This window comes from Pantoea sp. At-9b (genome assembly GCF_000175935.2).
Taxonomy (GTDB): domain Bacteria; phylum Pseudomonadota; class Gammaproteobacteria; order Enterobacterales; family Enterobacteriaceae; genus Pantoea.
Window position 1 is genome coordinate 314,096 of sequence record NC_014839.1, and the last position, 22,558, is coordinate 336,653.

The window sequence follows — 22,558 nt, forward strand, 5'->3', positions numbered from 1 at the left end:
GGCCGCGACGATCTCACCATCCAAAGAAACTTTCTCGAAATATAACCTGGTTTTATTATCTGTCAGGTTTTAATAATTTGTGCTTAATACGGTATCCTACTGTGCGGAGGAGCTTACACTGAAGCATAGTCTTGGTCGAAAGCGGGTAAAGTTGCTGTGCGTTACTCACCGGGAGGCACCTGGCACCTGGCACCGCAGCAACGTTTTTTCCTGATGCTAAACTATATGGGCGGTGAATCCCCCTGAGCGGAGGGGCATCAGTCATCTGCTCCTGATAATGCAAGCCTATTGCGGGTAAAGTGGACTGGCTTTACTCACCGGGAGGCACCCGGCACCGCAGCAATATATTTACTTATAAGGCATCACTACGGCGGTGCCTTTTTCTTTTGCAATCTTTTATCCCTTCTTTTCCTGCTCCCTCATCAGTGAAGGGGGCTTACGCATTATTTCCTCAGACAACAGACAGCACCAACCGTGTTACGGAGGTGAGAGACCATGAAGATGAATAATGACCCGTAATGTAGTTATGGCCGGATGTGTACGAGCTTCTTCAGATCTGGTTGCGTCGAGACACACCAGTTGGTGCTATTCTGCTGGCATTTGTGATGCTAGGTTTGCGCATTGCTTATGGCGGTGGCGAAACCGATGTTCCGAGAATGAATGAGATTTACTCAATCACCTGATTTATCAGGCAAAGATGTGAAGTTATCTAACGATTCATCAGTTACTTCATCTTTAAATTCTTCGATAAGTCGGGTCAACTGGAGTTGCTCCTGAAACTTAGACAAGAGTAATTCTGCATCGGATTTTAATAAGTCTTCAGAAGACTCGAGCACTGAGTTTATTGCCTTACTGACGCTGCCTACCATCTCTGTGATGCCACCTTCTTTGCTTATAGCAAGGATCAATGCACTTATAAGCAAAGATTGAGCTTCAACCTGTGCAGTCAGTTGTTTAGCATTAGCGTCAAGAGAAGATATTTTGGCCAACATGCTTAGAATGACATTTTTCATTATAATGTCCTCAAATAAAATTTTTTGGTCAAGCTTGCTTAGTGCTTAGTGCTTAGTGCTTAGTGCTTAGTGCTTAGATGCTAATGATGTTAAGTATCTATGCGACATAACAGGACTTAAATATGCCAGAAAAAATATCGATCGTGGTGGTTGCTCACAACTCAAGCTTCGATATGGCAGTCCGACTGAGTACAAACCTTTAACGCATACATACTCATTGACCATGGGAGTAGGGGAGTCAACTTGAGTCAGCGCCGAACGGTCGTGTGGGCAGTATAACAGGAGTCCCGCACAGTCTTAGTGCAGGATGATGTGCAGTCTGTTCAAGGCTTCCGGCTGCTGAAATCCGAATGTCTTGAGCGATTTCCTGACAATTTTCGCGGACTTTGTCTGGGAGCCGGTAGGCCACCGCAATATCAGGCGGTAATAGCCCAACGGCTTATTGAGGCTGACCGTGAAGACCAGCATCCGTCCCTCTGGCCGGGGAAACACCGCCTGGTGCAGTGACACCCGGTGCCCGCTACGCAGGTACATGGCTTCCACCGCTTCCCAGATCATTGCCCTGGAGAACGGTGCCCCGCAAAAGAATTTTCCAGTCCTTCAGGTGTTGCGCCATCAGGGAAGTCTGCCGGATGATGTAGCCGGACAGGCTTTCGCTTTATTCCATCTGGTCACGCGAAAGGTTGGGGGGCGGCAACCCGAGGGATGTGAATAGGTTAACGGTGCGGTCCCGGTAATCGGTAGGCAGCGAGAGCACGCCTTCGTTGAACAGGCAGACGTGAGGTGAGAGGGGCATCCTTCTGCTTCCCTGGCATCAGAAAGCCTTCAGGCTGACATATCAGGCAAAAATGGCCGGCCCTGCAACGGCCTGTGCCGTAAGCGGATGCAGGGTGAGCAGTTATACATTAATGGATTTGTTTGACAGATGTGCAGCTGCTCTAAGGATGAATGTTCGCTACGCACTGTGAATCAAGCAGACGTTGTAATCTTGCATGAATTTTAATGCGATTGATTTTAGTTATTGCGTAACCCGCTTGCAAGCAGGGCGAACACTTCAATAACGTGTGGCAACGTCTTATGCGGGGCGTCGCTGGCTGCTATCAGAAGTGCAGCATTTAGCGCAGCACTATTTAACAGGTGTGCAGCAACTTTCGCATCCATGTCTTTGACTACCTTGCGTTCCATCATTTCGGTTATGGTCTGTTGGGTGAATTCAAGGCAGTTATTCTGGCTGGGCCATTGAGTTGGATCGCCAAGAAAAGCCGGACCATCAAGTAGAACAATACGCCTAACTTCTGGCTCCAGAGCCATATTTATATAGGCAATACCTTCAGCCAGCAGCCTCTCCCAGTCATCGCTGGTATTAGCGGCGGACGCTCTAGCGCGTTGAGCCATTTCACTGTCTATCTGTGCAACAACAGCGGCGAGAAGTCCCCTTTTATCACCAAAGTTGTGATATAGCGCCCCACGAGTCAGACCAACACTGGCGGTCAGTTCATCCATTGACGTATTGGCGAATCCTTTATCGGCAAATGCTGTTCGCGCTGCGGCAATCATTTTTGCGCGATTTTCTTCCATCATCTCAATGCGGCGTTTAGCAGCCATATAATCTCCTTGTGACATACACTGCGCATCCAACTTGACATACGCGATGTATGTGATATTTACTATACATACGCAGTGTATGTTAAATCTTTTGTATGTCACTTGCTTCTCGAATTCCACATTTTTATGAAAAAGAGGAATCCCAGTGATCCAACGCGAACCTGTTTTCCCTGCTGACCGGCATGTTCTTTATGATAAGCACGGTTATTCTGCCGCGATCCGTTCTGGCGATATGCTGTTTGTTTCCGGCCAGGTCGGAAGTCGCGGAGATGGTACTCCGGAGCCGGATTTTGCCGCTCAAGTACAGCTTGCATTTGATAACCTGGAAGCGATTCTTGCGGCGGCAGGGTGTACGCTTGACGATTTAATTGATGTCACGACCTTTCATACCGATCCAGAAAATCAGTTTCCAACAATTCTGCATGTGAAGCAGTCCATTTTTCCTGCCTCCCCTTATCCAAACTGGACAGCAGTTGGTGTTACCTGGCTTGCAGGATTCGATTTTGAAATTAAGGTTATCGCCCGAATTCCTACATATCAGAAATAATGCAGGAACATGAGACTGATACGTCTGTTCAGGAATAGCATATGAGTAAGATATGAGACTGGATATCATACCTATGAAATAAAAGGATGACGCAAGAAGCACGAGTCTTTATCATTTTTCGATTGAAGAATTCTTTCGAGGGGGACTTAAAATGTTTAATTTCCCTAACAGTCGTGATCCACCCATCTGATAATACTGAAATTTCTTACAGGATATAATGTGAGGTTTTTCTGAAAAAACATGGAGAAATTTAATTTCTGGTCCTTTATGGCTATACTGTACCAGAGACCATTCCAGTATGGATTTCCATCAGTTAAATATGAAATTATTGTAGTAAATATACCTTTCTCAGTCCTGTCGAACGAGATGTTAACAGATAGGTAACAGGTACAGTCATAGTTTCAATATTACCATCATTTATCATAGAACTCAGTAAAATGGAGTAGTGATGAAGATAGTGATTAACGGGAGTGGTTACCCGGAAAAGAGAAATATTATTGTTTTTCCTGAATATATATATATTGACTGTAAGAAAAAAAATTTATTTTCTTATGTTAATGTGCTACGGCAGAAGGTTCTCAGGAAGAACAAGTTGTTTATCTTCAGGCCCCTTCCCGGTGCCATGCCTGAACAAACGGGAATTATTCATCTGTTTAATGAAGTCGCTGAGACCGATACACGGTGGGTGTCCACATTTGAAACTGAGATTCCGAGAGTTCTCCCGGTGGATGGCATTGAAAAAACGGAAAATCCTGAGCTGCATAAATTACTCAGACTGGTCGCTTCACCGGAATGCCTTCGGCTGATTGCTATTTCTGAAGCGACGTACAATATTCAAATGAAGCTTCTTGATTCATTTCCTGCATTCAGTGAAGTCATTGGCAAAAAACTCTGCATTTTACACCCTCCACAGGCGCTTTTGGGCGAAGATGGAAGGGAGACGTGTGGCGGTAGGGTCAGCTTTACTTTTATTGGTAATGAATTCTACCGGAAAGGAGGGGCAGAGGTGGTACTGGCTTTTTCGGAGCTGGAAGAAGAAGGTGTTATCAGTAATGAGGTTGTGTCTGTGAACATGGTTGGTGATTTGTCACGGAAGCATAATATTGCCCATGAGCCATTTCAGGACAGCGCGCATTTTCACAGCCAGATTGAACGTCTTCTCCGCGAAAAAGCCTTTTTCACACATTCCACCTCAATGCCAAATGATAAAATAATCGGCTTACTGAAAGAGACAGATGTAGGTATTCTTCCCACCTGGCAGGATACATACGGTTTTTCAGTACTGGAAATGCAGGCGTGTGGCTGCCCGGTGATCACGACCAATGTCCGTGCTCTTCCCGAAATCAATCCTCCTTCGGCTGGCTGGCTCATTGAGTGCCCTCTTAATGACATGTATGAACTTGCTGTGGATTCAGAAGAGACAAAAGAAAGGGTGAGGAGATTAGTCGTTGATCAACTTAAGAGTTATGTAGCCAGAATAATCCGGCACCCCGAAGATGTGCGGTCCCGTTCGGCGCGGGCCATTGACAGGATACGCGAGGAGCATGACCCTGAAACCTTCCGCGACAGGCTCAATGAGATTTATATGCCACCAGAAAAGCACTGAGATGTGATGTCGAAAAGTTTCTCCTAACGGAAAGATGAGTGAGAAACCCTATGACAGAAAGCAAATAAACGGAATTTCAGTGCCGGGTGCAGAAGCCCCTTCTTGGCCAGTAATTGCGTATGAAATCCTGTTGAGCCTACAGATGCCACCGGGATGCCTATCAGTGATGTGGATAACGGGATGGGCTATGTGGACTCTTAACTGTAATCCGCGGTTTAACGCCTTTAACGAATAATTCTAAAAGAGAGAGTCACATCATTTGTGGCTGGCGGATAACATTCCCTCATTGAAGGGGCAAGACGATAAGGCGACAAGCTGGTGTAAGGCTGATCGTTCATGACAATCTGAGAGTGCACTGTTGCAAAGTTCATGGAGAGGCGGCCATTTGTGTTATTGAAAGGCTCTACATTTCAAAGATTCTGCTCACCAGATGCACCTCGCATAGGGAATCAATATAATAAAATGTTGAAGCCTGGCCTTTACGGATTGCACGCATCACCTCGATCCTTTTCAGCTTGCCATGGTCGCATTCAATGACGTTATTCAGGTAGTTAATCTGTCTGAGCTCAACGTCAAGTGGAGATCTGCTTTCGCATTTGAGCAGAGTGAGTGCACGACCATAGGTAGGTGCTTTATCCGTGTTATTAAATGGCGGGACCTGCCACTTCTTCACGTTATTGAGGATTTTAGCCAGTAACCGATATGCGGCTTTGTTGTTACGACGTGGTGAGATATAAAAATCGACAGTGCGGTCCCTTCTTCCGACGGCCCGGTAAAGATAAGCCCTGCGGCCATTGACCTTCAGGTAAGTTTCGTCAGCGTGCCACGGGCAAATATCGGAAGAGTTACGCCAGTACCAGCGCAGCCTTTTTTCATTTCTTGAGCGTAACGCTGAACCCAGCGGTAGATGGTCGAGTGTGCGACATTCACCTCACCGCTCGCTCAGGCAGCATCTCCTGTAGCTCACGGTAGCTGATGCCGTATTTGCAGTACCAGCCTACCGCCAAAAGGCTGATGTCACGCTGAAAACGCCGGCCTTTGAATGGGTTTATGTGCTGCTCCGTCAGCAAAAGCAGACGATAGGTTTATTATATCCCAACTTTTGCAACAGGGCGTCAGGGTTATTTCTGCGCTTAACGCAGCTGACTACACCAACTTTCAAAATTATTCTGCCCTGGCCAGCGGGGTGATCGAGCTATACCAAGCGACTCCGTACATCGATTTCCATTATGGGAGTCGTCCTATATACCACGTCGCCCGAATTATTAACGTCGGACAGCTAAAATTAACTGCAAACTTCGCGGCCTCATTATTAAAGTGCTGTGGCCTTTTTAGGGTTCAGAACGGCGGCTATTGCTGCAAGGCTGAATCTACGGGGGCGTTCTCGTCTTATACCTATAACCTGAGTTGAGTAAATCCGGGTTCTGGCTCCCAAATGACTCTGCGTGTCGGCACCACCAATACAGGCTATATCATCACCACCTCAACTGCTGACAGGCCGCTTAAAAAGACACCACTTACCTGGGTCTTCGGCAGTAAGTAACATGCTTACTGAAGTCCTCAAGTGGAAAGTCTCTAGCTTCCGCTATAAGGCCCGTGGCATCGGAGATATTGAGAAACCTGGATTCATAGAAATGACCTGGTGGAGGTTCACGCCAGACGGTTACAGGTGAAGGCCTGCGAGATGATTATGATATTGAGGCTGACCCCAATGGGATAGAAGATTTGTACACTCTGGACCAGGTTGTCTTGATAGCCAAACTCACGATGGCTGTACAGGTGCAATAGCAGCTGATATGCGCCCAGAACGAAGCGATGTATGTCATACAAAATCGCATCGCGGGAAGACGCCGGTTCGTAAAAAAGCCCGCGTTAAGGGAAAGTAATAAAGTAAACGCGGGCAATATTACCTGGATAATGAAGATGCGGCATGCTGGTAAGACATACCACAGCTTAATCTTGGCAGAACCAGGCGGAAATGTCAGATTATTAGGAAATCAATGGAAGCTTTTACGACGGGTGCGCAACTCAATAAAAGACGCCCGGGTTGCCCTTGAGTTCAACCCGGACGGAAGCAATGCGAGGATAATAGTTTTCATTATAATGACCAATGATTTTTACAGTATCAGCCTGACGTTTTCAATAAAAAATCCCGCGCTTTTTGTGGAAATTATAAAATTTAATGAAATTTGCGCCAGTTGAAATCGCGAACACAATCTAGTACCTTTGACATGCTTAACTCAGGAATGATTTCAATCCTAACGATTAGGAATCTATTCTTCTATTGACAAAAAAGCCCGATAGCGGGCGGGCTGTGATAAGTAGTTTCTCCAGCGTACGGACACTACAGCTCAGCGCATGTCTGTGATGTATGTCGCACTTTGCGTTTAACAACACTTATTACTAGTGCAAAAAAAATCCCGGAGCGGTGATAGCATTACTCCGGAGGAGAGTGATAACGCATAGTTATTTTATTTATCTGGCAAGCCCGGCGTTCTGCCAGGATATTCCTATAATGATTTAAGTCCTTCCCGCGTGTCTAACATGGACTAAGTCGTGATAATTAAACGACATTTATAACCAACCACACTAACCCAATCCCGCAATAAACAGTAGGATGGTTAACAATATAGATATTACAGCCAACCTTTTTAAAGACTTCTTGAGAATGATCATCCTTTCACTCTTTTTTAATGTCTTTTACATTAACCACCGGGTGCATAAGCTCCGCTGGCGATGAACCAAACCAGCAGTGTTATACCAGCGACTATGATAGCAACCGGGAACAGGTAACCAATTTTCATGCTTTCTCCAGTCAAAAAAAACTCTTAGCCATGTGATTGATAGTCACCAAGGGAAAGGACTGTAATCCGTCATAGCCAGGAAGATAAGAATTATCACTGTCAACGTTATGAACGCCGGAATTATCAGGTGTCTCATAATATGTGATTTTTCAGTTTTGAGCGCACTCTCTACACTTGCGAGAACATGAATTTATATCGTACAGGTTGTGATGACGTGATCTCAATACTGTTTATTAATCATGAAAAAAGCCCGCACAGGCGCTGAGGAATCCCCAGTAATGAGCGGGTGAAAAAGGACAGGCGTAGAGTTTTTTGATCTACTGATTGTGCAACCAATTCAATGAGATCACCTCTATGCCTGCTCGCCAAGTATGTCAAAATTTCTTCCGTGATGCGTTAGCACAATTTCACAAATACCGACAAAATGCTTTGTTGGATGCCACCATTCGCCTTAACAATGGCGCATCACTGACGCTGACCAGCATCGGGCGTTACTTACCCGGTTCGGCTCAGGTCAAAAATAAAATCAAACGCGTTGATCGTCTGCTCGGCAATGAATCTCTTCAGAACGATATTCCCCTGATTTTTAGAAGCATTATCTCACTGCTGACAAGTCAGTTATCTCTGTGTGTTATTGCTGTTGACTGGAGCGGCTATCCGTCACAGGAATATCATGTACTCCGCGCCAGCCTCCTTTGCGACGGGTGTTCAATCCCCCTGTTGAGCTGGATAGTCCCATCGGAAAAGCAGCAGAATACTCAGATACAGCAGGCCTTTCTTAATGCCCTTGCTGATGCGGTTAACCCGAAGGCCAGAGTCATCATCGTTACTGATGCGGGTTTCCTTAATGCCTGGTTCCGACATATCAAATCACTCTGATGGGATTTTATCGGACAAATCAGGGGCAATATCCAGATGCGGCTGAACAGTAAAGGTGAATACTGGTTCAGGCGTCAGGAATTACAGGCCAGCAGTAAGCCGGAATATCTGGGACCGGGCACCCTTGCAAAAGCCGAATAAACCCGGTGTGATGGTCACTTCTATCTTCATAAAAAAGAACCGAAAGACCGGAAGCATAAGCGCTCCCGGTGCCGGATAAAGCGTGAAGCACAGGCACGGGATGGTCGTTCCTCAGCAAAAGACCCCTGGCTGTTCTTCAGCAGCACAGATAATTTTAAGCCCGTGAAATCATGAAGTTGTACAGCCGTCGCATGCAAATAGAACAGAACTTCCGTGATGTGAAAAGCGAGCGCTTTGGGTTCGGCCTGCGGGCGAGTTACAGCCGCCCTGCAGGAAGAATACTGGTTCTGAGCCTGCTGGCAACATTGAGCACAACAGTGCTGTGGCTTATTGGCTATCATGCTGAAAATTGAGGATTACATCTGAGATGCCAAGCCAACAGTATTAAATCGCGGCGGGTCATCTCATACCTGACGTTAGCGGAGAATGTCATGCGCCTCTCTCAGCTAATTTTAAGACGAATGGTGCTTAGCACCATTCTTAAGCACCTCGCCAAAACCTACCGAAATATGGTGTTGGTTTATTAGCGCTGATTTATGGGGATCCCTCAGCGCACAGGCGGGTAAAGAATCATGGAAAACGCTCGGACGCAACACGTCTTTCTGCTGCATGTTGTATAGCTCAACGCGAGAAAGGTGGATGGGGCTGTAAAGGGCACTAAACCCCGTTAGCCATCATCTGTGATAAGCTATCCTGAGCAAAAAACGATCGGGGTGGTGTATGGCTATGGTAAGAGTCTATAAATTTCGTCGTTACGAAATCACTACGGATGAGGTTGTTACCGGTAAAAGGTATGCAACTGAGCAGGGCATCAAGCAGTTATGCGCAGAAATTATTCTGGGAACGGGAGTTGACATAAGTGATGTGTTTGTAGACGCAGATGGAATGGTCAAAATAGGGGTTGACCCGACATTGAGTTGACTTCTTTGCTTAAAAGAACGCTTACGTTAAGTCACGGCCATGTTCTTCTTGGCGCAAGAAATGAACAGGAGGGGAGTTGTGGAGATGGATGGAGAGTTTTTCGGAAATCTGCATCCTGACGTGATGCATGTGCTTGGTACGGCTCTAATGCAATTGCTGGTAGATGAGGCTGAGCTATCGAGAGAGGCACTGGTGGAGACTATCAAGGTACTATATCAGGATGGAGATGCGGATTTAGCGGTAGAGCTGGCGGTTGATGTGTTGAAGTTTCCGAGAGGCTGAAACCAAAAAATTCCGCTCAGGGCGGGAAAGATGGGGAAAACCATAATGAAAGCTTCTCGTAGCACCACGTATGCTGTGTTACCTCTTAAATTTAGTCGATGACCTGAACTGGTATGTCGGGTTAGTGTAAATCCGGAAGATTCTGCAAAAAAATCCCGGAGGAGGGTCACCAAACTCCGGGCAAATACAGTCATAAAGCACTACTCCACTTAGGTAATACTTGGATCTGATAAATTTATACTCGGCCGCCATTAACTAGGCAATGTATGTAGTTAACATGTTAAATAATTAAGATTTTCTCCATAAAAAAAGCCCGCGCTCCGGGATTGTATAGTGCGCGGGCGAAGATTACCTCGGATTTTAGAGCAACATGTTGATGCTATGCTGCATAAAGAAAGTTTAGCCCTCGACATCAGATGAGCAAAAATTTCGCGGACACGAGGTTGTCTGACTTATTGCAAGGGAACATAGACCTCAGAAAAAGGAGCGCTAATATTAGCTTGTCTTAACGAAATGGAACTTTGGTGACGGATAAGCTTGACCTGCTCCCCTTCGATTCAGAAAGACTATTCGGACTTCTTACGGAGAAGATTTGCTGCATCTCGTGCAAAAGCTTTGACTTGTAAATCCTTTGAAGAGGATGCCATTCTTTCAAGTTCATACAAAATGTTGGCCTTACTTGTTTCGGTCCCTCTCGCTGTTAGCTCAATGACTGCTGCTCCAATAGCGCATCCAATCATCCCCGCCCTGTACGATCTGATTTTGTTCATGATACATAAACGTGTTATCAGTTTGACTTAGTATAAAAATAGACCGGAACAACGATCTTTCAAGATGATGTAACGTACTAACTTATATGGATATTAGCCAGAGATACAAATTTATCCCCCAGTTGCGGGCTTTTTTCACTACGCGAGTTATTATTTTGTTCAGTAGATGAACATAAAAAGCAGAGACAGTCTGATGAGATGTTTTTCTCATCTCCTCTAAACGAACGCCATGGACAAACGCTGATCGTTTGACCGGTTCCTCGTCTATTTATACACGGCAATGTGAGTAACATTTGCGGCATTTGTAATTAAAACGGCTAGCTACTTCCGCTCCTCGCGCACAGCTAAAATCACGGCGCTGTAGCCGCTGGATGGGTTTGCCTGCCTAGGTTTTTCCTCCTTCATAAAGGATAGCGTGTTCTGCATTTGCTCCGCGCTGACGCTATTCAAAATGAAAGATCGGGATCTTTTAGCCCCTTTTGCTCCCGGCATACTGTACATCAGCCCGGCCGCGCTAACCACCAGGCCGGTAAGCTCCGCCGAAACACCCTGTTCGGCGATTCAGGCCTGACGGCGTCTGATGGCAACGGCAATATTAACCTCTGCAGTTGGCTGACCGCCGGCGCTCTCACTGATCACATCTCACTGTGTCCGCTGAGGTCGTCCGCGTTATGGGCGGCTGTGTTCCTGTCCTTCTGAAGCCGTGGTCGTGTGTCGGTCAGTACAGCGTGAAGGGTTATTCAGTAGCCACATCAGTTGTCCAGCACAAGGGTGAAATGCACGTTGGGGGCGCCCTTGTGCCACTCCCCTGACGTGGATCCCCGGCCCTCAACCGCGACGAACTCACCGGAACATCGAAAATGACAGCAGAGGAGCTTTACATGAGCACAAAACATATTAAGGGCACCGCTTCAGAATCTATCGAATCATCAGATGAAAACGTCAATGACAATGTGCGGTTTTCAGCCGCCTTCATGTGCCCGATGAGCAGGGTAACTATGTAATGGCGGCTGACAATTAGATCCTGGCGGAAGCGGTGCTGGCGATTGATTATCGTGAGCCTACAGGCACGCTTTTCGCATCTTCTGCAGTGTCAGCGACGTTTTTTAGAGCGAAGTTTGTCGGACGTGAGCGTGAAGTGTTTGCGGTGGCGTTTCTTAATAACCAGCACCAACTGCTGGCGTATTAAGAAGTTTTTCAGATTTCGCTTGCGAGTGTTGCGATTCATCCGCGTGTAATTGTTTGCCGGGCGCTAGAGCTGAATGCTGCTGCCGTCATTCTCAGTCATAATCACCCGTCATTTCCCACAGAGCCATCAAGTGCGGATATTGCCATCACGGTGCTATTAAAGACGGTGCTGGACATGGTGGCGGTGAGGGGCATCGATCGCATTATCATCGCGGGTAACGAAACGGTGTCTCTTGCAGAAAAGGGTCACCTTAATGACTTAGTTATCATAACCTAACTTTCTTGTTCGCTTTTCTCTCAGGATATATCCTGTCTCTTCCCGCAATTCGGACTGATTATCTTATGAAAACAGCCATGCGCCTGCTCTGCGTTGAACACCTCAATCTGGAAACTCAGGACCAACGTCTGCTGGTGGACAATATTTCGTTCCATCTCGATCAACGTGAAATTCTGGCGCTGGTGGGGGAGTCTGGCTCCGGAAAGACGCTCACCTCATTGGCATTGATGAATTTGTTGCCGTCAGGCGTGCAGAAAACCTCGGGCATCATTCGTTTTCACGGAGAGGAACTGGATGCAGGGCGCACAGCCGCTTTGCGGGGTTGCCGTATTGCGACGGTATTTCAGGAACCCATGACCAGTATGAATCCAACGCTGCGCATTGGTGAGCAAATTGCAGAAGTATTGGTACGTCACCGGCAGTTCAGCTGGAAGCAGGCGCAGCTCGAAGCGATAGCGCTCCTCGACCGCGTTGGTATTGTGGATCCTGCACAGCGTGCCCGCCAGTATATTCATCAGCTCTCGGGCGGAATGCGTCAGCGAGTAATGATAGCCAGTGCCATCAGCGGACAGCCTGACGTGTTGATTGCTGACGAACCGACGACGGCGTTGGATGTGACTATCCAGGTGCAAATCTTATCATTATTACAAGAGTTGCAGCAGGAGATGGGGATGGGGATGTTGTTAATCACCCATGATCTCTCCGTCGTGGCGAGTTATGCGCACCGGGTCTGCGTCATGCAGCAGGGGCAGTTGGTGGAGCAGGGGAATGTCGTTGATACGTTGGGTGCACCCCGCCACGACTATACGCGTAAGTTGATTGGCGCATCGTTGTCTGCACTCCCCGCTGCCCGTCAGGTGCACACAAGCGGAACACCATTGCTTCGTCTACGCGATATCTGCAAAAGTTACCCCACGGCGAGGTGCCTGCCGTTAATGCTCGGTAAGCGTCTGACTGTGCTGCATCCCACCAGTCTGGATATTCAGCCCGGTGAAATTGTCGGACTGATTGGTGAATCCGGCTCGGGTAAAACAACCCTCGGTAGCGCGGCGATCGGTCTCATTGAAGCAGACAGCGGTGAGATTTTGTTTGAAGGAAAACCGCTGAGAGGTCGCCAGCTGAATAACTTACGTCGTCACAGCCAAATCATCTTCCAGGATCCTTATGCCAGCCTGAACCCCAAGATCGCCGTGGGGGAACAGATTGCCGAACCGCTGCGCGTCTGGCAGTTGCGACACGGAGCGGCAATCAATGCACGTGTTCACGAATTGTTAACACTAGTAGGATTAAAACCTGAGGATGCGAACCGTCTGCCCAGCGCCTTCTCTGGTGGTCAACGTCAACGCATCGCGATTGCCAGAGCCCTGGCGATGGAACCTAAACTGCTGGTGGCGGATGAGGCTGTAGCCGCACTGGATCTTTCTGTGCGTGGGCAAATTCTGGCTTTGTTCAGAGCGTTGCGTGACAAGCTTGAGTTGTCTGTACTGTTTATCAGCCACGATCTCAGCGCGGTGCAGCAGTTGTGCGATCGTGTCATCGTGATGTATCACGGCAGAATTGTTGAATCGGGTGACACCGCGCAGGTGGTTGAACAGCCGCAGGAAGATTACACGCGCCAGCTTTTGGCTGCTGCACCCAATGTGCAACAGGCTCTGGCACGGCGTACAAATTAACCCGGCTGACGCATCGTATCACCCGACGGGCAGTTCATCATGATCTGCCCATTCATGCCATGAACCTACGTAAATAGCGACTTGTGGATAGCCTGCCAGTTTTAGCGCTGCCAGGACTGTGGCAGCACGTGCGCCGCGATGACAATAGACCTGTAATTGTGCTCCGCGCGGCAGACCTGCTGCTTCCGCTCGCCGTGCGATGTCCGCAGCGGAGCGGAAACGGCCATTCTCCAGCACATCCTCCCAGAAAAGCAGCTTGGAATGGGGGATGCGCCCGGCGCGGTGACAGCATGCGTGCACGAAACTGCCATCAAACTCTGACAGACGTCGCGCATCGACATTGACCACTGTTTTGCCATCGGCGTTGATGACCTGCTGGCGGCTGCTTACCCAGTGACTATCCCAGGGGACAGCGGCAGAAGTTGCCTCTTGCGTGACGGTGTAACTCCGTCCTGTACCCGGTTGCAGCTCGCCACCCAGCTCAAGCCATGCGTCAACACCGCCATCCAGAATTAACGCGTCGTCTCTGCCCAGCAGCCAGGCAAACCAGGCACCACGGGGCGATCGCATTCCTACTTGTTGCTCAAAAAACACCGGCATTGCTGCCGGATAGCGATCAAACAACGGTTGCAGGGCTGCCGCTGCGTCTGCCGCCATTGCCGCCAGTCCTGCGGGAGAGCTGTCGGCGATAAAATAATCATACACATTGCAGTGCTGTGCATCAGGTAGACTACCGGCTTGCCATTCAGCAGTGTCGCGCACGTCAATTAGTAAAAAATGTTCGCCGCGTGACTTTCTCAGCCTCAGCGCACTGGCTTTAATGATCATCTGCGACTCCGTTAAACAGCGTTTGCCAGCTGCCCAGCTGATGATGTTCGGCCGCTGCCAACACCCGAGCGGCGAGGGCGATATCGAAGACATTCAGCCCGAAAGAAGAAAAAAAGACGCTATCGTCAGCGCCAGGTCGCCAGCCATCCAGCAGCAGCGTTGTGAGGTCGGCGGCGACATCGCTCTCGGCAAATTCACCGGCGCGGAACATCTGAAATAAACTTTTGGCACTGCGTTGGGCAAAATCACCCCATGCATCGACCACCACTTGATGGGTGGCGCGGATGGCAGCAAAGCTCACTTCGTGATAGCCCACTTGGACAATAAGGCGTCCCGGGCGAATCGCGTGCTCATCAACTATAGGCTGTTCCGCGCTGGTGCAGGTGATCACCGTGTCATAGGGTTTTGCCAGCGCTGCGTCAAGATCGGCTTCGGGGGTGATGCCGCTGAACCCGGCGGTGTGCTGCGGAGTGCGATTCCATACGCCAATCTGTTTCAGTGCCGGAAATAATTGCAGCAACATACGCAGATGCGCTCTGGCATGAAAACCTGCGCCCAGCAATAACACGCGCTCAACCGGACGTGGTGCGGCATAGTGCAACGCCAGTGCCGTGACCGCCGCGGTACGTGCGGCGGTTAATGCGCCACTGGCAACCAGGCCGCGTGGCACACCGCTGGCAGCATCGTTGATCAATGTCACCGCCAGTGCGGCGGGTAGCGCATCGGGTCGTACCGGGCGGTGGGCAGTCCACTTGACGCCCGCAGCGTTAAAATGTCCGCCAACTCTGGCGGGAAGTGCATAGGCTTTGCCGAGCGGTGTCACAAGGTCGATATGATTTTCGGCAGGCATCTGCGTTTCACCGGCACGCATTAGCATGACAACGTCACGCACATCAGCAAGTGCTAACGCAGGATCGTCGCCACCGAGCAGCGTAACCGTGGCTTCGTCCAGCACACGCATTTATTGCTCCAGTAGCCGGTCGGCAAACGGATAGAGCGCTGGAGAACCGCCACAGTGCACGAACATCACGTTAGCACCCTGCGGAATGCGATCCTGTTTAACCAGTGACATCAGCCCGTGCATCGCTTTGCCGGTATAAACCGGGTCGAGTAACACGCCTTCCTGCTGCGCCAGCCGATAAATGGCGTCAATGCCGCCTGGTGACGGGATGCCGTAAGCCTCACCGACATAGCCATCTTCAATCCAGATATCCTCAGGTTGCCACTGTTGTGGCCATTGCAGCAGGTCGGCACAATCCTGCGCCATGCCTGAAATGCGCGGCTGGAACCAGTCGGCTTTGGCACTGACGCTGATGCCGATCACTTTTGTCTCGGTCCAGTAACGGCGTGTTCCAACGTGAAGTCCCGCGAGGGTACCGCCGGAACCGGTCGGGGCCACCACGAAATCCGGCACCGGGGCGGCGCGTTCAGCAAGCTGCGTGCTGATTTCCTCAATCGCACGCACATAACCTAGCGCGCCGAGCGGTGTGGCACCGCCCAGCGGGATGATCATCGGCTTCTCGCCACGGGCGATGGCCGCATCGGCGTGGGCCTGCATCGCACCTTCAATTTGGGTGAAATAACCATCCGGGTCGAGGAATTGCACCTCGGCTCCGAACAGTTTGTCGAGCAACAGATTACCCTGCCAGCTTGCAGGCGGGTTGCCGCGTAGCACCAGCACCGGACGCATACCAAACTTACGCGCCGCCGCTGCCACCATGCGGGCGTGGTTTGACTGATGTCCTCCGGTGGTGATCACAACGTTAACGCCCGCCTCACAGGCTTCTGCCATCAGGTACTCCAGCTTGCGGACTTTATTGCCGCCGCCACCGAAGCCACTGTAATCATCACGTTTGATGGTAAGATTTATGCCTAATACCTCCCCAAGCCGCGGTAGCGGCTCCAGCGGCGTGGGGAAGAACCCCAACGGCACGCGTGTAAACTCATCGACTGTCTTCATTAGAATGACCTGTAATAGTATGTTTTAGTACTTCTCTGGTGTTTCCCTGGTGTGGCGCGACCCGGCCAATGGCCGAATCATTGAATGCGGTGAGCCACAGGCTCAGTGACTGCTGGAAGCGTTCCAGACCGGTCAGGGTGACAAATTCGTTCACGGCGTGGGCGTTGCCGCCGTGGCCCAGGCCGCCAATCAGAAAGGCGGGGGCAATAGCAGCGAAGGCGTAAGCCGGGGCGCAACCCGGTGCCCACGGCCAGATTTGCGGCTGAGCGCCCAGCTTTTGATAGCTGGTAATCAGTTCATCAACGCCGCTGGCATGGCGACCAAAGCGGACGCCCGGATAGCGATCAACCAGCTCCAGCACGGTGCCGTTTAAGTCCGGCTGCGCCAGACGTTGCTGCGCAGCGACAATCATCGCATCCTGATCAAACGCGGGCGGGATGCGGAAAGCCAACTCGGCGCTGGCACGGAACGGGATCACGCCACGACCGCCAACCGGATCGCTATGCAACTCGGCTAACGTCAGTACCGAGCTGCCGAGTAAGGTTTGCAAACAGGTGACAGTGTCACCTGTAATCATCAACTGCTGGCTGCGCCGGAAGCGCAGTTCGTCATCTATGCTGAACGATTGCGCCAGTGTTGCCAGCAATGCATTTGCTTCATCATCGGGTGTAATGTGGCCCAGCACGCCGCTGTCAGCCGCGGGGGCGATGGCGTCCAGTGCCTGTAACAGACGCCAGGCGGGATTGGCTATCCATCCGGCATTACTTGCGTGAATGGCTGAGGACGGGCCGCCCCAGTCACCGCCAGTGACACTTAAGCGCCCGGTAGCCAGCCCGGTAAAGCCAAGATAGACGCGGGGTGCGCCGCCGCCATATTCACACAGCGATGGGAACAGCACCGCCTCAGCGGGGGCCACCGGACAAGGCTGTTGCGCGAGGTAGCGCCGCAGCGTGCCGCTGCCTACTTCCTCTTCGCCTTCAAGCAGAATTTCGAGGTTGATCCCCAACTGGTTGTTCTGCAACAACTCCCGCAGCAGAATCAACATCGCGGCTACCGGCCCTTTGTTGTTTTCTGCGCCGCGTCCGACAAACACATCCCCTAATGCATCCCAGTGGCAGACGCCCCCGACAAACGGCGGCACATCCCAGCCAGCATCATCAGCGGGCATCACGTCGTACATGTTGTACAGCACCACAGTTTTGCTGGATCCGGTATCAATCCGCACGTGCACCACCGGTGGCTTGTCTGCCGCCTGGCTGGCGACGGGGTAGGTGACCCGTGCGTTCAGCTGCGTCACCATCCAGGATTCCAGCCAGGCGGCGAGGCCGTGCTGCGCGTCAAGCTGACCCGACACGCTTGGCCAGCGCGTCAGTTCATTCAGCAGTTCCAGGGTGGCGTCGAGTCGGTTCACAGGCGAATCCTCGGGTTAAGCACCAGATACAGCAGGTCGATCAGCAAATTTATCACCACGAACACTAACGCGGCCAGTAACACGATGGCCTGTACCAGCGGGAAGTCGCGGTTCTGAATCGCCTGAATTGCCAGACGACCTATGCCCGGCCAGGCAAAGATAATTTCCGTCACCAATGCGCCGCCGAGCAACGAGGCGAAGTACATCCCCTGAACTGTCACTACCGGGATCAACGCATTACGTAAGCCATGTCGTACCACGATACGCCACTGACTCAGCCCTTTGGCGCGTGCGGTACGGATATAATCCTGTTGCAGCACTTCCAGCAGGCTGGCACGCGTCAGGCGTGCCACGGCGCTCATATAAAATGCACCCAAGCTGAAGGCGGGCATAATCAGTGCGGCCACGCTGCCGTAGCCGCTGGCGGGCAACCACTTTAGGTGCAGGCTGAAGAATAAAATCATCAGCAGCCCCAGCCAGAACACCGGTATCGCCTGGCCGCTGAAGGCTACCAGACGGCAGATCATATCCCAAATGCTGTGTGGGCGCAGGGCGCTGACGATACCCAGCAGCAGACCAAGCAGGGAACTCCACACCAGCGCGCTGACGGCCAGCAATGCAGTAGCAGGCAGACGTTCGCCAATCAATGCCAGCACCGGCTGGCTGTAGCGCAACGATTCACCAAAATCACCCTGCAATACGCCACTCAGGTAGTGGCCATACTGCCATAGCAACGGGCGGTCAAACCCCATGCTATGACGAAAGGTATCAATCTCCTGTTGGCTGGAACCGGGTGGCATCATCAACGCCACGGGGTCACCGGTCAAATGCAGGCTAAAGAAAATCAGCAGCGATACGCCGAACAACACCAGTACCGACTGCCCGAGGCGATTGAGTAAAATGTTCAGCATTTTAGTCGAACCTCGCGTGGGTACGGCGCAGCAGGGCATCGCCCAGCAGGTTACAACCAATCACCAATGCCGCGATCACCAGGCCGGGATACAACACCAGCCATTGTGCCAGCAACATATAAGAACGACCTTCGCCAATCAGATTGCCAAGGGTCGGCGTCGGTGGCTGAATGCCCATACCGAGAAAACCCACTGAAGCTTCCAGCACAATCAGGCGCGGAATATCCAGCGTCAACAGCACCACCAACGGGGTGAGCAGATTGGGCAGAATATGGCGCAGCAAAATGCGCAATGGCGAGAACCCCATCGCTTTCACCGCCTGAATGTACTCCAGCTCACGAATTTCCAACGTTTTGGCGCGCGCCACGCGGGCATAGATCGCCCAACTGGTCACTCCCATGATGACGATAATGTTTGTGGTGGAGGCACCCATTAAGGCAATCACCAGCAGGATCAGCAGGATAAAGGGCACCGCCAGCTGGATATCGATAAGGCGCATAATTAAGGCATCAACCCAGCCACCGGTATAACCGGCCGCCATGCCCAGCGCCACGCCGATCACAGCGCCGATGGCGGCGGCCAGCACAACCACCAGTAGCGACAAGCGCGTGCCGGCGAGGATGCGTGAGAGCAGGTCACGGCCCAGTTGGTCGGTGCCGAGTAAATGGCCGCCAGTGCCTGGCGGTAGGAACATTTCGCTTAACTGGTTGGTTAACGGGTCCGGAAACGGCAGCCATGGAGACAGCAACGCCGCCACAATCACCACCAACAGCAGTGTACTGCCGATGATGGCATCACCGTAAAAAATACGGCGTGGCCGACGTTGTAAGGCTGCTGCCGGGTTAATCATTTCAGCCTCAGATCGAACAGCGGGATGCGGGCATCGACACGGCCTTTAAAGGTCAGCGCGTCGCTGTGCGCATACAGCGTGTCTTCACGGTACAGCGGGATCAGCGGTTGCTGCTCGGCTACGCGTTGCTGAATCTGCTCCAGCAGCATTTTACGTTTCGCGGCATCCACCGTCTGGCGGCTCTGATCCAGCAGCTTATCCATTTCCGGATCGTTCACCGTGGAGTACGGTTCGCCGCTGTGTAAAATCGGGAACAGAGCGGCATCGGCGTCCAGTGTCTGGGTCGATCCCCATGCCAGCATATACATCGGGGCCTGCTTCTGCGCTGCCACCTGCTGGGTATAAACCGACCATTCCGGCACCTCCAGCTGGGCTTTGACGCCGATCGCGGCCAGATCCTGCACGATCGCCTGCGCGACATCGGCGCTGGCGATATAGCGACGTGGGGCCTGGAAGCGCAGGGTAAAGCCATTCGGATAACCGGCCTGTGTCAACAAAGTTTTGGCTTTGGCGACGTCCTGGGTCGTGGCGGGCACGGCCAGATAACCGAAATCGTTTGCGCCCGCTATCGTACCGGTCGGGGTACCGTAGCCGTGCAGTAATTGCTGAGTATAGGCCTGGCGATTCAGCGCCAGCGACAGCGCCTGACGAACACGCACATCATTCAACGGTTTTTCGCTGTTTTTCAGACCAAGGTAGATGGTCAGTCCGCCGCCTTTCACCTGCTCCAGCTCAACGCCAGGGCGGTTTTTCAGCGCCGGAACGAGATCAGCAGGAACGCTTTCCACCAGTTGAACTTCACCGGTCAGTAACGAGGTGATGCGAGCGGTGGCTTCCGGGATCGGACGCCAGGTAACGCGCTCAATCGCCGGTTTGCCGCGCCAGTACGCATCATTGGCTACCATCATTACTTTTTCATCCGGGATAAAAGTATCGAGCTTGTAAGCACCACTACCAATTGGTTTACGGGCGAATTCGCTGGCTCCCACTTTTTTCACATAGATGGGCGGGACGATATAGGTCGGATAGCGACTCATGCGGGTCGGCAGCAGCGGATCAGGACCATTAGTATGGATCAGCAGCTGATAATCATTGACCACTTCCACCGATTTGATGGTGCGGATGTAGGAGATAGTGGGCGCGTGGTTGGCCGGGTCGAGAATACGGTCGATAGAAAATTTGACCGCTTCGGCATTCACCGGTTCACCATCAGTGAAACTGACGCCTTTGCGCAGGTTGAATTGCCAGGTGGTGTCGTTGATGGCTTTCCAGTCGGTCGCCAGCCCCGGTTGCAGCGACATGTCATCTGCGCGGCGTACCAGGGTATCGAAGATATTATCCACCAGAGTGGCGGCTTCTTTCAGAAAGCCAGGGTCCAAAGCGGTCGCTGAGGCGGGCTGGGCAATGGTCAGCTCTGCCGCCTGCAAACTGGCAGGCAACAGGGCAAAAAGCAATGCGGTGGTAGCAAACTTCACTGCAGGTAGTCTCATAAACTTCATCCCAAAATGCATTCGGTAACGTAGTGTAAAGAGTGGTGCTGTGTTGATCGTGCTTCGCTTGTTTTGTAATACATGATATATCCTATAGCGAGCCGTTTTGGCAACAAAACATTTAAACTTCTTACCATTTGCTTAATCCGGGAAAGGAAAAAAACGCATGATTGAGATGGAAAAAGCCCAGCGCCTCAGTCTGACCGCCCAAGTCGAAGCCACGCTGCGCAGCGCCCTGATTGTCGGCAAGCTCAAGCCCGGTGCGCGTCTTGTAACACGCGATCTAGCCGCACAGCTGGGCACCAGCATCACCCCGGTGCGTGAGGCGTTGTTGCGTTTAGTTTCCGCCGGGGCGTTGAATGCCACACCGGCAGCGGCATTCCTGGTACCAGAAATGACTTTGACGCGCTATCAGGAGATCACCCTTATACGTAAGCAACTTGAAGGGTTAGCGGTACGCATAGCGACACCTAATATCAACAAGAAACATCTTTCTGAGCTGAAAAAACTATGCGAGTCCTTTATGGAGGCCAAATTGAGTGGCGATGTTGAAAACGCTTTGGAAGCCAATCGCGCTTTTCGTTTCACGCTGTACGGCAATGCGCAAATGCCCACGCTGGTCATGTTGATAGAACAGCTTTGGGTGCAGATTGGGCCCTGCCTGAATTATCTCTATCCGCAACCAATGGAAATGACCAGAGGGCATAATTATGATCACCTGCTTGACGCGTTGAAGACAAAGGATGTTGCTGCGGCGGAGCGGGTGGTGATGAAGGCGATCGACGACGGAGCGGCGATTTTGATGCGGACGTATTTTGTTTGATGGCTTTCTGGGACGCAGTAAAGAGCGCCGCTACAGAAACTAACCTTTGGCGTTGCGGCGTGACCTAGTGTGCTTAAAGTTCATAATAGAATCGACAAGCCACTATCGTGATTTCACCATTATTTACGCTGTAAACAAGTCGATGCTCCCGGCTTATACGCCGTGAATAAAGGGCGGGATTCTTGTAATGCCTTAACTGTTCAGGTTTGCCAATACCTTGCAACGGATTCTCATGAGTAGCTTTAATCAGCTCCCTGAGACGTTCAAACAGCTTTGGATCATTCTCTTTCCAGTAGTTGTAATCTTTGGCACCACGTTTGGTAAATAACGTTTTCAAACGTCGATTTCAACCACGTCGCCGTTGTCCAACTCATTTAGCGAGGCGTTCAAATACGCCGCATTGGCCGGATTGCTGAACAGATACAACGTTTCTATCATTGCGTCATATTCCGCTGCATCAATCATGACCACGTCCGGCGCGTCACGGCGTAAAATGCGTACAGGTTCGGCATTGTCAGACACGCGCTGCATGGTGTCTGCGAAATGTTTACGGGCATCGGTAAATGTTAGTGTATGCAT

At 51.1% G+C, this 22,558-nt stretch carries 22 protein-coding genes and 3 pseudogenes; 11 read left to right on the forward strand and 14 right to left on the reverse strand.

Features of this window, described 5'->3' with window-relative positions:
* Positions 1-536: 536 nt before the first annotated feature.
* Positions 537-638 (forward strand): annotated as a pseudogene (locus PAT9B_RS31275) (phage holin, lambda family); the annotation flags it as partial.
* A 33-nt stretch (positions 639-671) separates the two neighbouring features.
* Here the strand turns inward: PAT9B_RS31275 and iraP are convergent.
* The 3 genes from iraP to PAT9B_RS25380 all read right to left on the reverse strand — a co-directional run bounded on the left by iraP (position 672) and on the right by PAT9B_RS25380 (position 2,618).
* Complete coding sequence (iraP, locus tag PAT9B_RS25370) at positions 672-1,013, reverse strand: anti-adapter protein IraP (RefSeq protein ID WP_013512147.1); 342 nt, start codon at positions 1,011-1,013, stop codon at positions 672-674.
* 297 nt (positions 1,014-1,310) lie between these two features.
* On the reverse strand, positions 1,311-1,547 hold the full coding sequence (locus PAT9B_RS25375; protein ID WP_150105869.1) for a hypothetical protein: 237 nt from the start codon (positions 1,545-1,547) through the stop codon (positions 1,311-1,313).
* A 480-nt stretch (positions 1,548-2,027) separates the two neighbouring features.
* Positions 2,028-2,618 carry a TetR/AcrR family transcriptional regulator gene (locus tag PAT9B_RS25380; RefSeq protein ID WP_013512149.1) on the reverse strand — a complete coding sequence of 197 codons (591 nt, stop codon included), beginning with the start codon at positions 2,616-2,618 and terminating at the stop codon, positions 2,028-2,030.
* Positions 2,619-2,763: 145 nt separating this feature from the next.
* Between PAT9B_RS25380 and PAT9B_RS25385 the strand changes: the two genes are divergently transcribed.
* Together PAT9B_RS25385 and PAT9B_RS25390 are read left to right on the forward strand one after the other, a co-directional pair.
* Positions 2,764-3,165 (forward strand): RidA family protein, encoded by a 402-nt coding sequence (locus PAT9B_RS25385; protein WP_013512150.1) that lies wholly within the window; start codon positions 2,764-2,766, stop codon positions 3,163-3,165.
* Positions 3,166-3,613: 448 nt separating this feature from the next.
* The gene (locus tag PAT9B_RS25390; RefSeq protein WP_013512151.1) at positions 3,614-4,771 is read left to right on the forward strand and encodes a glycosyltransferase; all 1,158 of its coding nucleotides are present in this window, start codon (positions 3,614-3,616) and stop codon (positions 4,769-4,771) included.
* A gap of 403 nt (positions 4,772-5,174) precedes the next feature.
* Here PAT9B_RS25390 and PAT9B_RS30095 read toward each other — a convergent pair.
* Together PAT9B_RS30095 and PAT9B_RS30755 are read right to left on the reverse strand one after the other, a co-directional pair.
* Positions 5,175-5,823: pseudogene (locus tag PAT9B_RS30095) on the reverse strand (IS6 family transposase).
* 1,653 nt (positions 5,824-7,476) lie between these two features.
* Positions 7,477-7,575 (reverse strand): YoaK family small membrane protein, encoded by a 99-nt coding sequence (locus tag PAT9B_RS30755; protein ID WP_013512152.1) that lies wholly within the window; start codon positions 7,573-7,575, stop codon positions 7,477-7,479.
* 354 nt (positions 7,576-7,929) lie between these two features.
* Here PAT9B_RS30755 and PAT9B_RS30100 point away from each other — a divergent pair.
* The 7 genes and pseudogenes from PAT9B_RS30100 (at position 7,930) to PAT9B_RS25435 (ending at position 13,706) form a co-directional block, all read left to right on the forward strand.
* Positions 7,930-9,122, forward strand: a pseudogene (locus PAT9B_RS30100) (IS4 family transposase).
* A 193-nt stretch (positions 9,123-9,315) separates the two neighbouring features.
* Entirely contained in the window at positions 9,316-9,516 is a 201-nt protein-coding gene (locus PAT9B_RS25415; RefSeq protein WP_150105870.1) for a hypothetical protein, read from the forward strand.
* 84 nt (positions 9,517-9,600) lie between these two features.
* Complete coding sequence (locus PAT9B_RS25420) at positions 9,601-9,798, forward strand: hypothetical protein (protein ID WP_013512153.1); 198 nt, start codon at positions 9,601-9,603, stop codon at positions 9,796-9,798.
* A 1,651-nt stretch (positions 9,799-11,449) separates the two neighbouring features.
* The gene (locus tag PAT9B_RS31425; protein WP_013512154.1) at positions 11,450-11,572 is read left to right on the forward strand and encodes a hypothetical protein; all 123 of its coding nucleotides are present in this window, start codon (positions 11,450-11,452) and stop codon (positions 11,570-11,572) included.
* 32 nt (positions 11,573-11,604) lie between these two features.
* Positions 11,605-11,757 carry a JAB domain-containing protein gene (locus PAT9B_RS31280; protein WP_223300509.1) on the forward strand — a complete coding sequence of 51 codons (153 nt, stop codon included), beginning with the start codon at positions 11,605-11,607 and terminating at the stop codon, positions 11,755-11,757.
* 12 nt (positions 11,758-11,769) lie between these two features.
* Positions 11,770-12,033, forward strand: coding sequence for a JAB domain-containing protein (locus tag PAT9B_RS31285; protein WP_223300525.1), 264 nt, complete (start codon positions 11,770-11,772; stop codon positions 12,031-12,033).
* Between the two features lie 65 nt (positions 12,034-12,098).
* Positions 12,099-13,706, forward strand: coding sequence for an ABC transporter ATP-binding protein (locus tag PAT9B_RS25435; RefSeq protein WP_013512155.1), 1,608 nt, complete (start codon positions 12,099-12,101; stop codon positions 13,704-13,706).
* Positions 13,707-13,724: 18 nt separating this feature from the next.
* On the opposite strand, the gene PAT9B_RS25440 is transcribed toward PAT9B_RS25435, so the two are convergent.
* The 7 genes from PAT9B_RS25440 to PAT9B_RS25470 are packed head-to-tail and all read right to left on the reverse strand — an operon-like array spanning position 13,725 to position 21,156.
* Positions 13,725-14,534 (reverse strand): sulfurtransferase, encoded by an 810-nt coding sequence (locus tag PAT9B_RS25440; protein ID WP_013512156.1) that lies wholly within the window; start codon positions 14,532-14,534, stop codon positions 13,725-13,727.
* Positions 14,524-15,495, reverse strand: a complete 972-nt coding sequence (locus PAT9B_RS25445) for an ornithine cyclodeaminase (RefSeq protein WP_013512157.1) — start codon at positions 15,493-15,495, stop codon at positions 14,524-14,526. The genes PAT9B_RS25440 and PAT9B_RS25445 overlap by 11 nt, the downstream gene beginning before the upstream one ends.
* On the reverse strand, positions 15,496-16,494 hold the full coding sequence (locus tag PAT9B_RS25450; protein WP_013512158.1) for a 1-aminocyclopropane-1-carboxylate deaminase/D-cysteine desulfhydrase: 999 nt from the start codon (positions 16,492-16,494) through the stop codon (positions 15,496-15,498).
* Entirely contained in the window at positions 16,478-17,905 is a 1,428-nt protein-coding gene (locus PAT9B_RS25455; protein WP_013512159.1) for a M20 family metallopeptidase, read from the reverse strand. The genes PAT9B_RS25450 and PAT9B_RS25455 overlap by 17 nt, the downstream gene beginning before the upstream one ends.
* Positions 17,902-18,816, reverse strand: a complete 915-nt coding sequence (locus PAT9B_RS25460) for an ABC transporter permease (protein WP_013512160.1) — start codon at positions 18,814-18,816, stop codon at positions 17,902-17,904. The genes PAT9B_RS25455 and PAT9B_RS25460 overlap by 4 nt, the downstream gene beginning before the upstream one ends.
* Position 18,817: 1 nt before the next feature.
* Complete coding sequence (locus PAT9B_RS25465) at positions 18,818-19,666, reverse strand: ABC transporter permease (RefSeq protein WP_013512161.1); 849 nt, start codon at positions 19,664-19,666, stop codon at positions 18,818-18,820.
* Entirely contained in the window at positions 19,663-21,156 is a 1,494-nt protein-coding gene (locus PAT9B_RS25470) for an ABC transporter substrate-binding protein (RefSeq protein WP_013512162.1), read from the reverse strand. The genes PAT9B_RS25465 and PAT9B_RS25470 overlap by 4 nt, the downstream gene beginning before the upstream one ends.
* A 166-nt stretch (positions 21,157-21,322) precedes the next feature.
* Here PAT9B_RS25470 and PAT9B_RS25475 point away from each other — a divergent pair, with 166 nt between their 5' ends.
* Positions 21,323-21,979, forward strand: coding sequence for a GntR family transcriptional regulator (locus tag PAT9B_RS25475; protein WP_013512163.1), 657 nt, complete (start codon positions 21,323-21,325; stop codon positions 21,977-21,979).
* A gap of 73 nt (positions 21,980-22,052) precedes the next feature.
* Here the strand turns inward: PAT9B_RS25475 and PAT9B_RS30105 are convergent, their stop codons facing one another.
* Together PAT9B_RS30105 and PAT9B_RS25480 are read right to left on the reverse strand one after the other, a co-directional pair.
* Positions 22,053-22,316 (reverse strand): Txe/YoeB family addiction module toxin, encoded by a 264-nt coding sequence (locus tag PAT9B_RS30105; protein ID WP_013512164.1) that lies wholly within the window; start codon positions 22,314-22,316, stop codon positions 22,053-22,055.
* The gene (locus PAT9B_RS25480; protein ID WP_013512165.1) at positions 22,313-22,558 is read right to left on the reverse strand and encodes a type II toxin-antitoxin system Phd/YefM family antitoxin; all 246 of its coding nucleotides are present in this window, start codon (positions 22,556-22,558) and stop codon (positions 22,313-22,315) included. Before PAT9B_RS25480 ends, PAT9B_RS30105 begins: the two co-directional genes overlap by 4 nt.

Bases quoted from the DNA above. Each gene is read 5' to 3' on its own strand.
- iraP (WP_013512147.1), bottom strand. From the start codon at position 1,013: ATGAAAAATGTCATTCTAAGCATGTTGGCCAAAATATCTTCTCTTGAC.
- PAT9B_RS25375 (WP_150105869.1), bottom strand. From the start codon at position 1,547: ATGTACCTGCGTAGCGGGCACCGGGTGTCACTGCACCAGGCGGTGTTT.
- PAT9B_RS25380 (WP_013512149.1), bottom strand. From the start codon at position 2,618: ATGGCTGCTAAACGCCGCATTGAGATGATGGAAGAAAATCGCGCAAAA.
- PAT9B_RS25390 (WP_013512151.1), top strand. From the start codon at position 3,614: ATGAAGATAGTGATTAACGGGAGTGGTTACCCGGAAAAGAGAAATATT.
- PAT9B_RS30755 (WP_013512152.1), bottom strand. From the start codon at position 7,575: ATGAAAATTGGTTACCTGTTCCCGGTTGCTATCATAGTCGCTGGTATA.
- PAT9B_RS25415 (WP_150105870.1), top strand. From the start codon at position 9,316: ATGGCTATGGTAAGAGTCTATAAATTTCGTCGTTACGAAATCACTACG.
- PAT9B_RS25420 (WP_013512153.1), top strand. From the start codon at position 9,601: ATGGATGGAGAGTTTTTCGGAAATCTGCATCCTGACGTGATGCATGTG.
- PAT9B_RS31425 (WP_013512154.1), top strand. From the start codon at position 11,450: ATGAGCACAAAACATATTAAGGGCACCGCTTCAGAATCTATCGAATCA.
- PAT9B_RS25435 (WP_013512155.1), top strand. From the start codon at position 12,099: ATGAAAACAGCCATGCGCCTGCTCTGCGTTGAACACCTCAATCTGGAA.
- PAT9B_RS25440 (WP_013512156.1), bottom strand. From the start codon at position 14,534: ATGATCATTAAAGCCAGTGCGCTGAGGCTGAGAAAGTCACGCGGCGAA.
- PAT9B_RS25445 (WP_013512157.1), bottom strand. From the start codon at position 15,495: ATGCGTGTGCTGGACGAAGCCACGGTTACGCTGCTCGGTGGCGACGAT.
- PAT9B_RS25450 (WP_013512158.1), bottom strand. From the start codon at position 16,494: ATGAAGACAGTCGATGAGTTTACACGCGTGCCGTTGGGGTTCTTCCCC.
- PAT9B_RS25460 (WP_013512160.1), bottom strand. From the start codon at position 18,816: ATGCTGAACATTTTACTCAATCGCCTCGGGCAGTCGGTACTGGTGTTG.
- PAT9B_RS25465 (WP_013512161.1), bottom strand. From the start codon at position 19,666: ATGATTAACCCGGCAGCAGCCTTACAACGTCGGCCACGCCGTATTTTT.
- PAT9B_RS25470 (WP_013512162.1), bottom strand. From the start codon at position 21,156: ATGAGACTACCTGCAGTGAAGTTTGCTACCACCGCATTGCTTTTTGCC.
- PAT9B_RS25475 (WP_013512163.1), top strand. From the start codon at position 21,323: ATGATTGAGATGGAAAAAGCCCAGCGCCTCAGTCTGACCGCCCAAGTC.
- PAT9B_RS25480 (WP_013512165.1), bottom strand. From the start codon at position 22,558: ATGCATACACTAACATTTACCGATGCCCGTAAACATTTCGCAGACACC.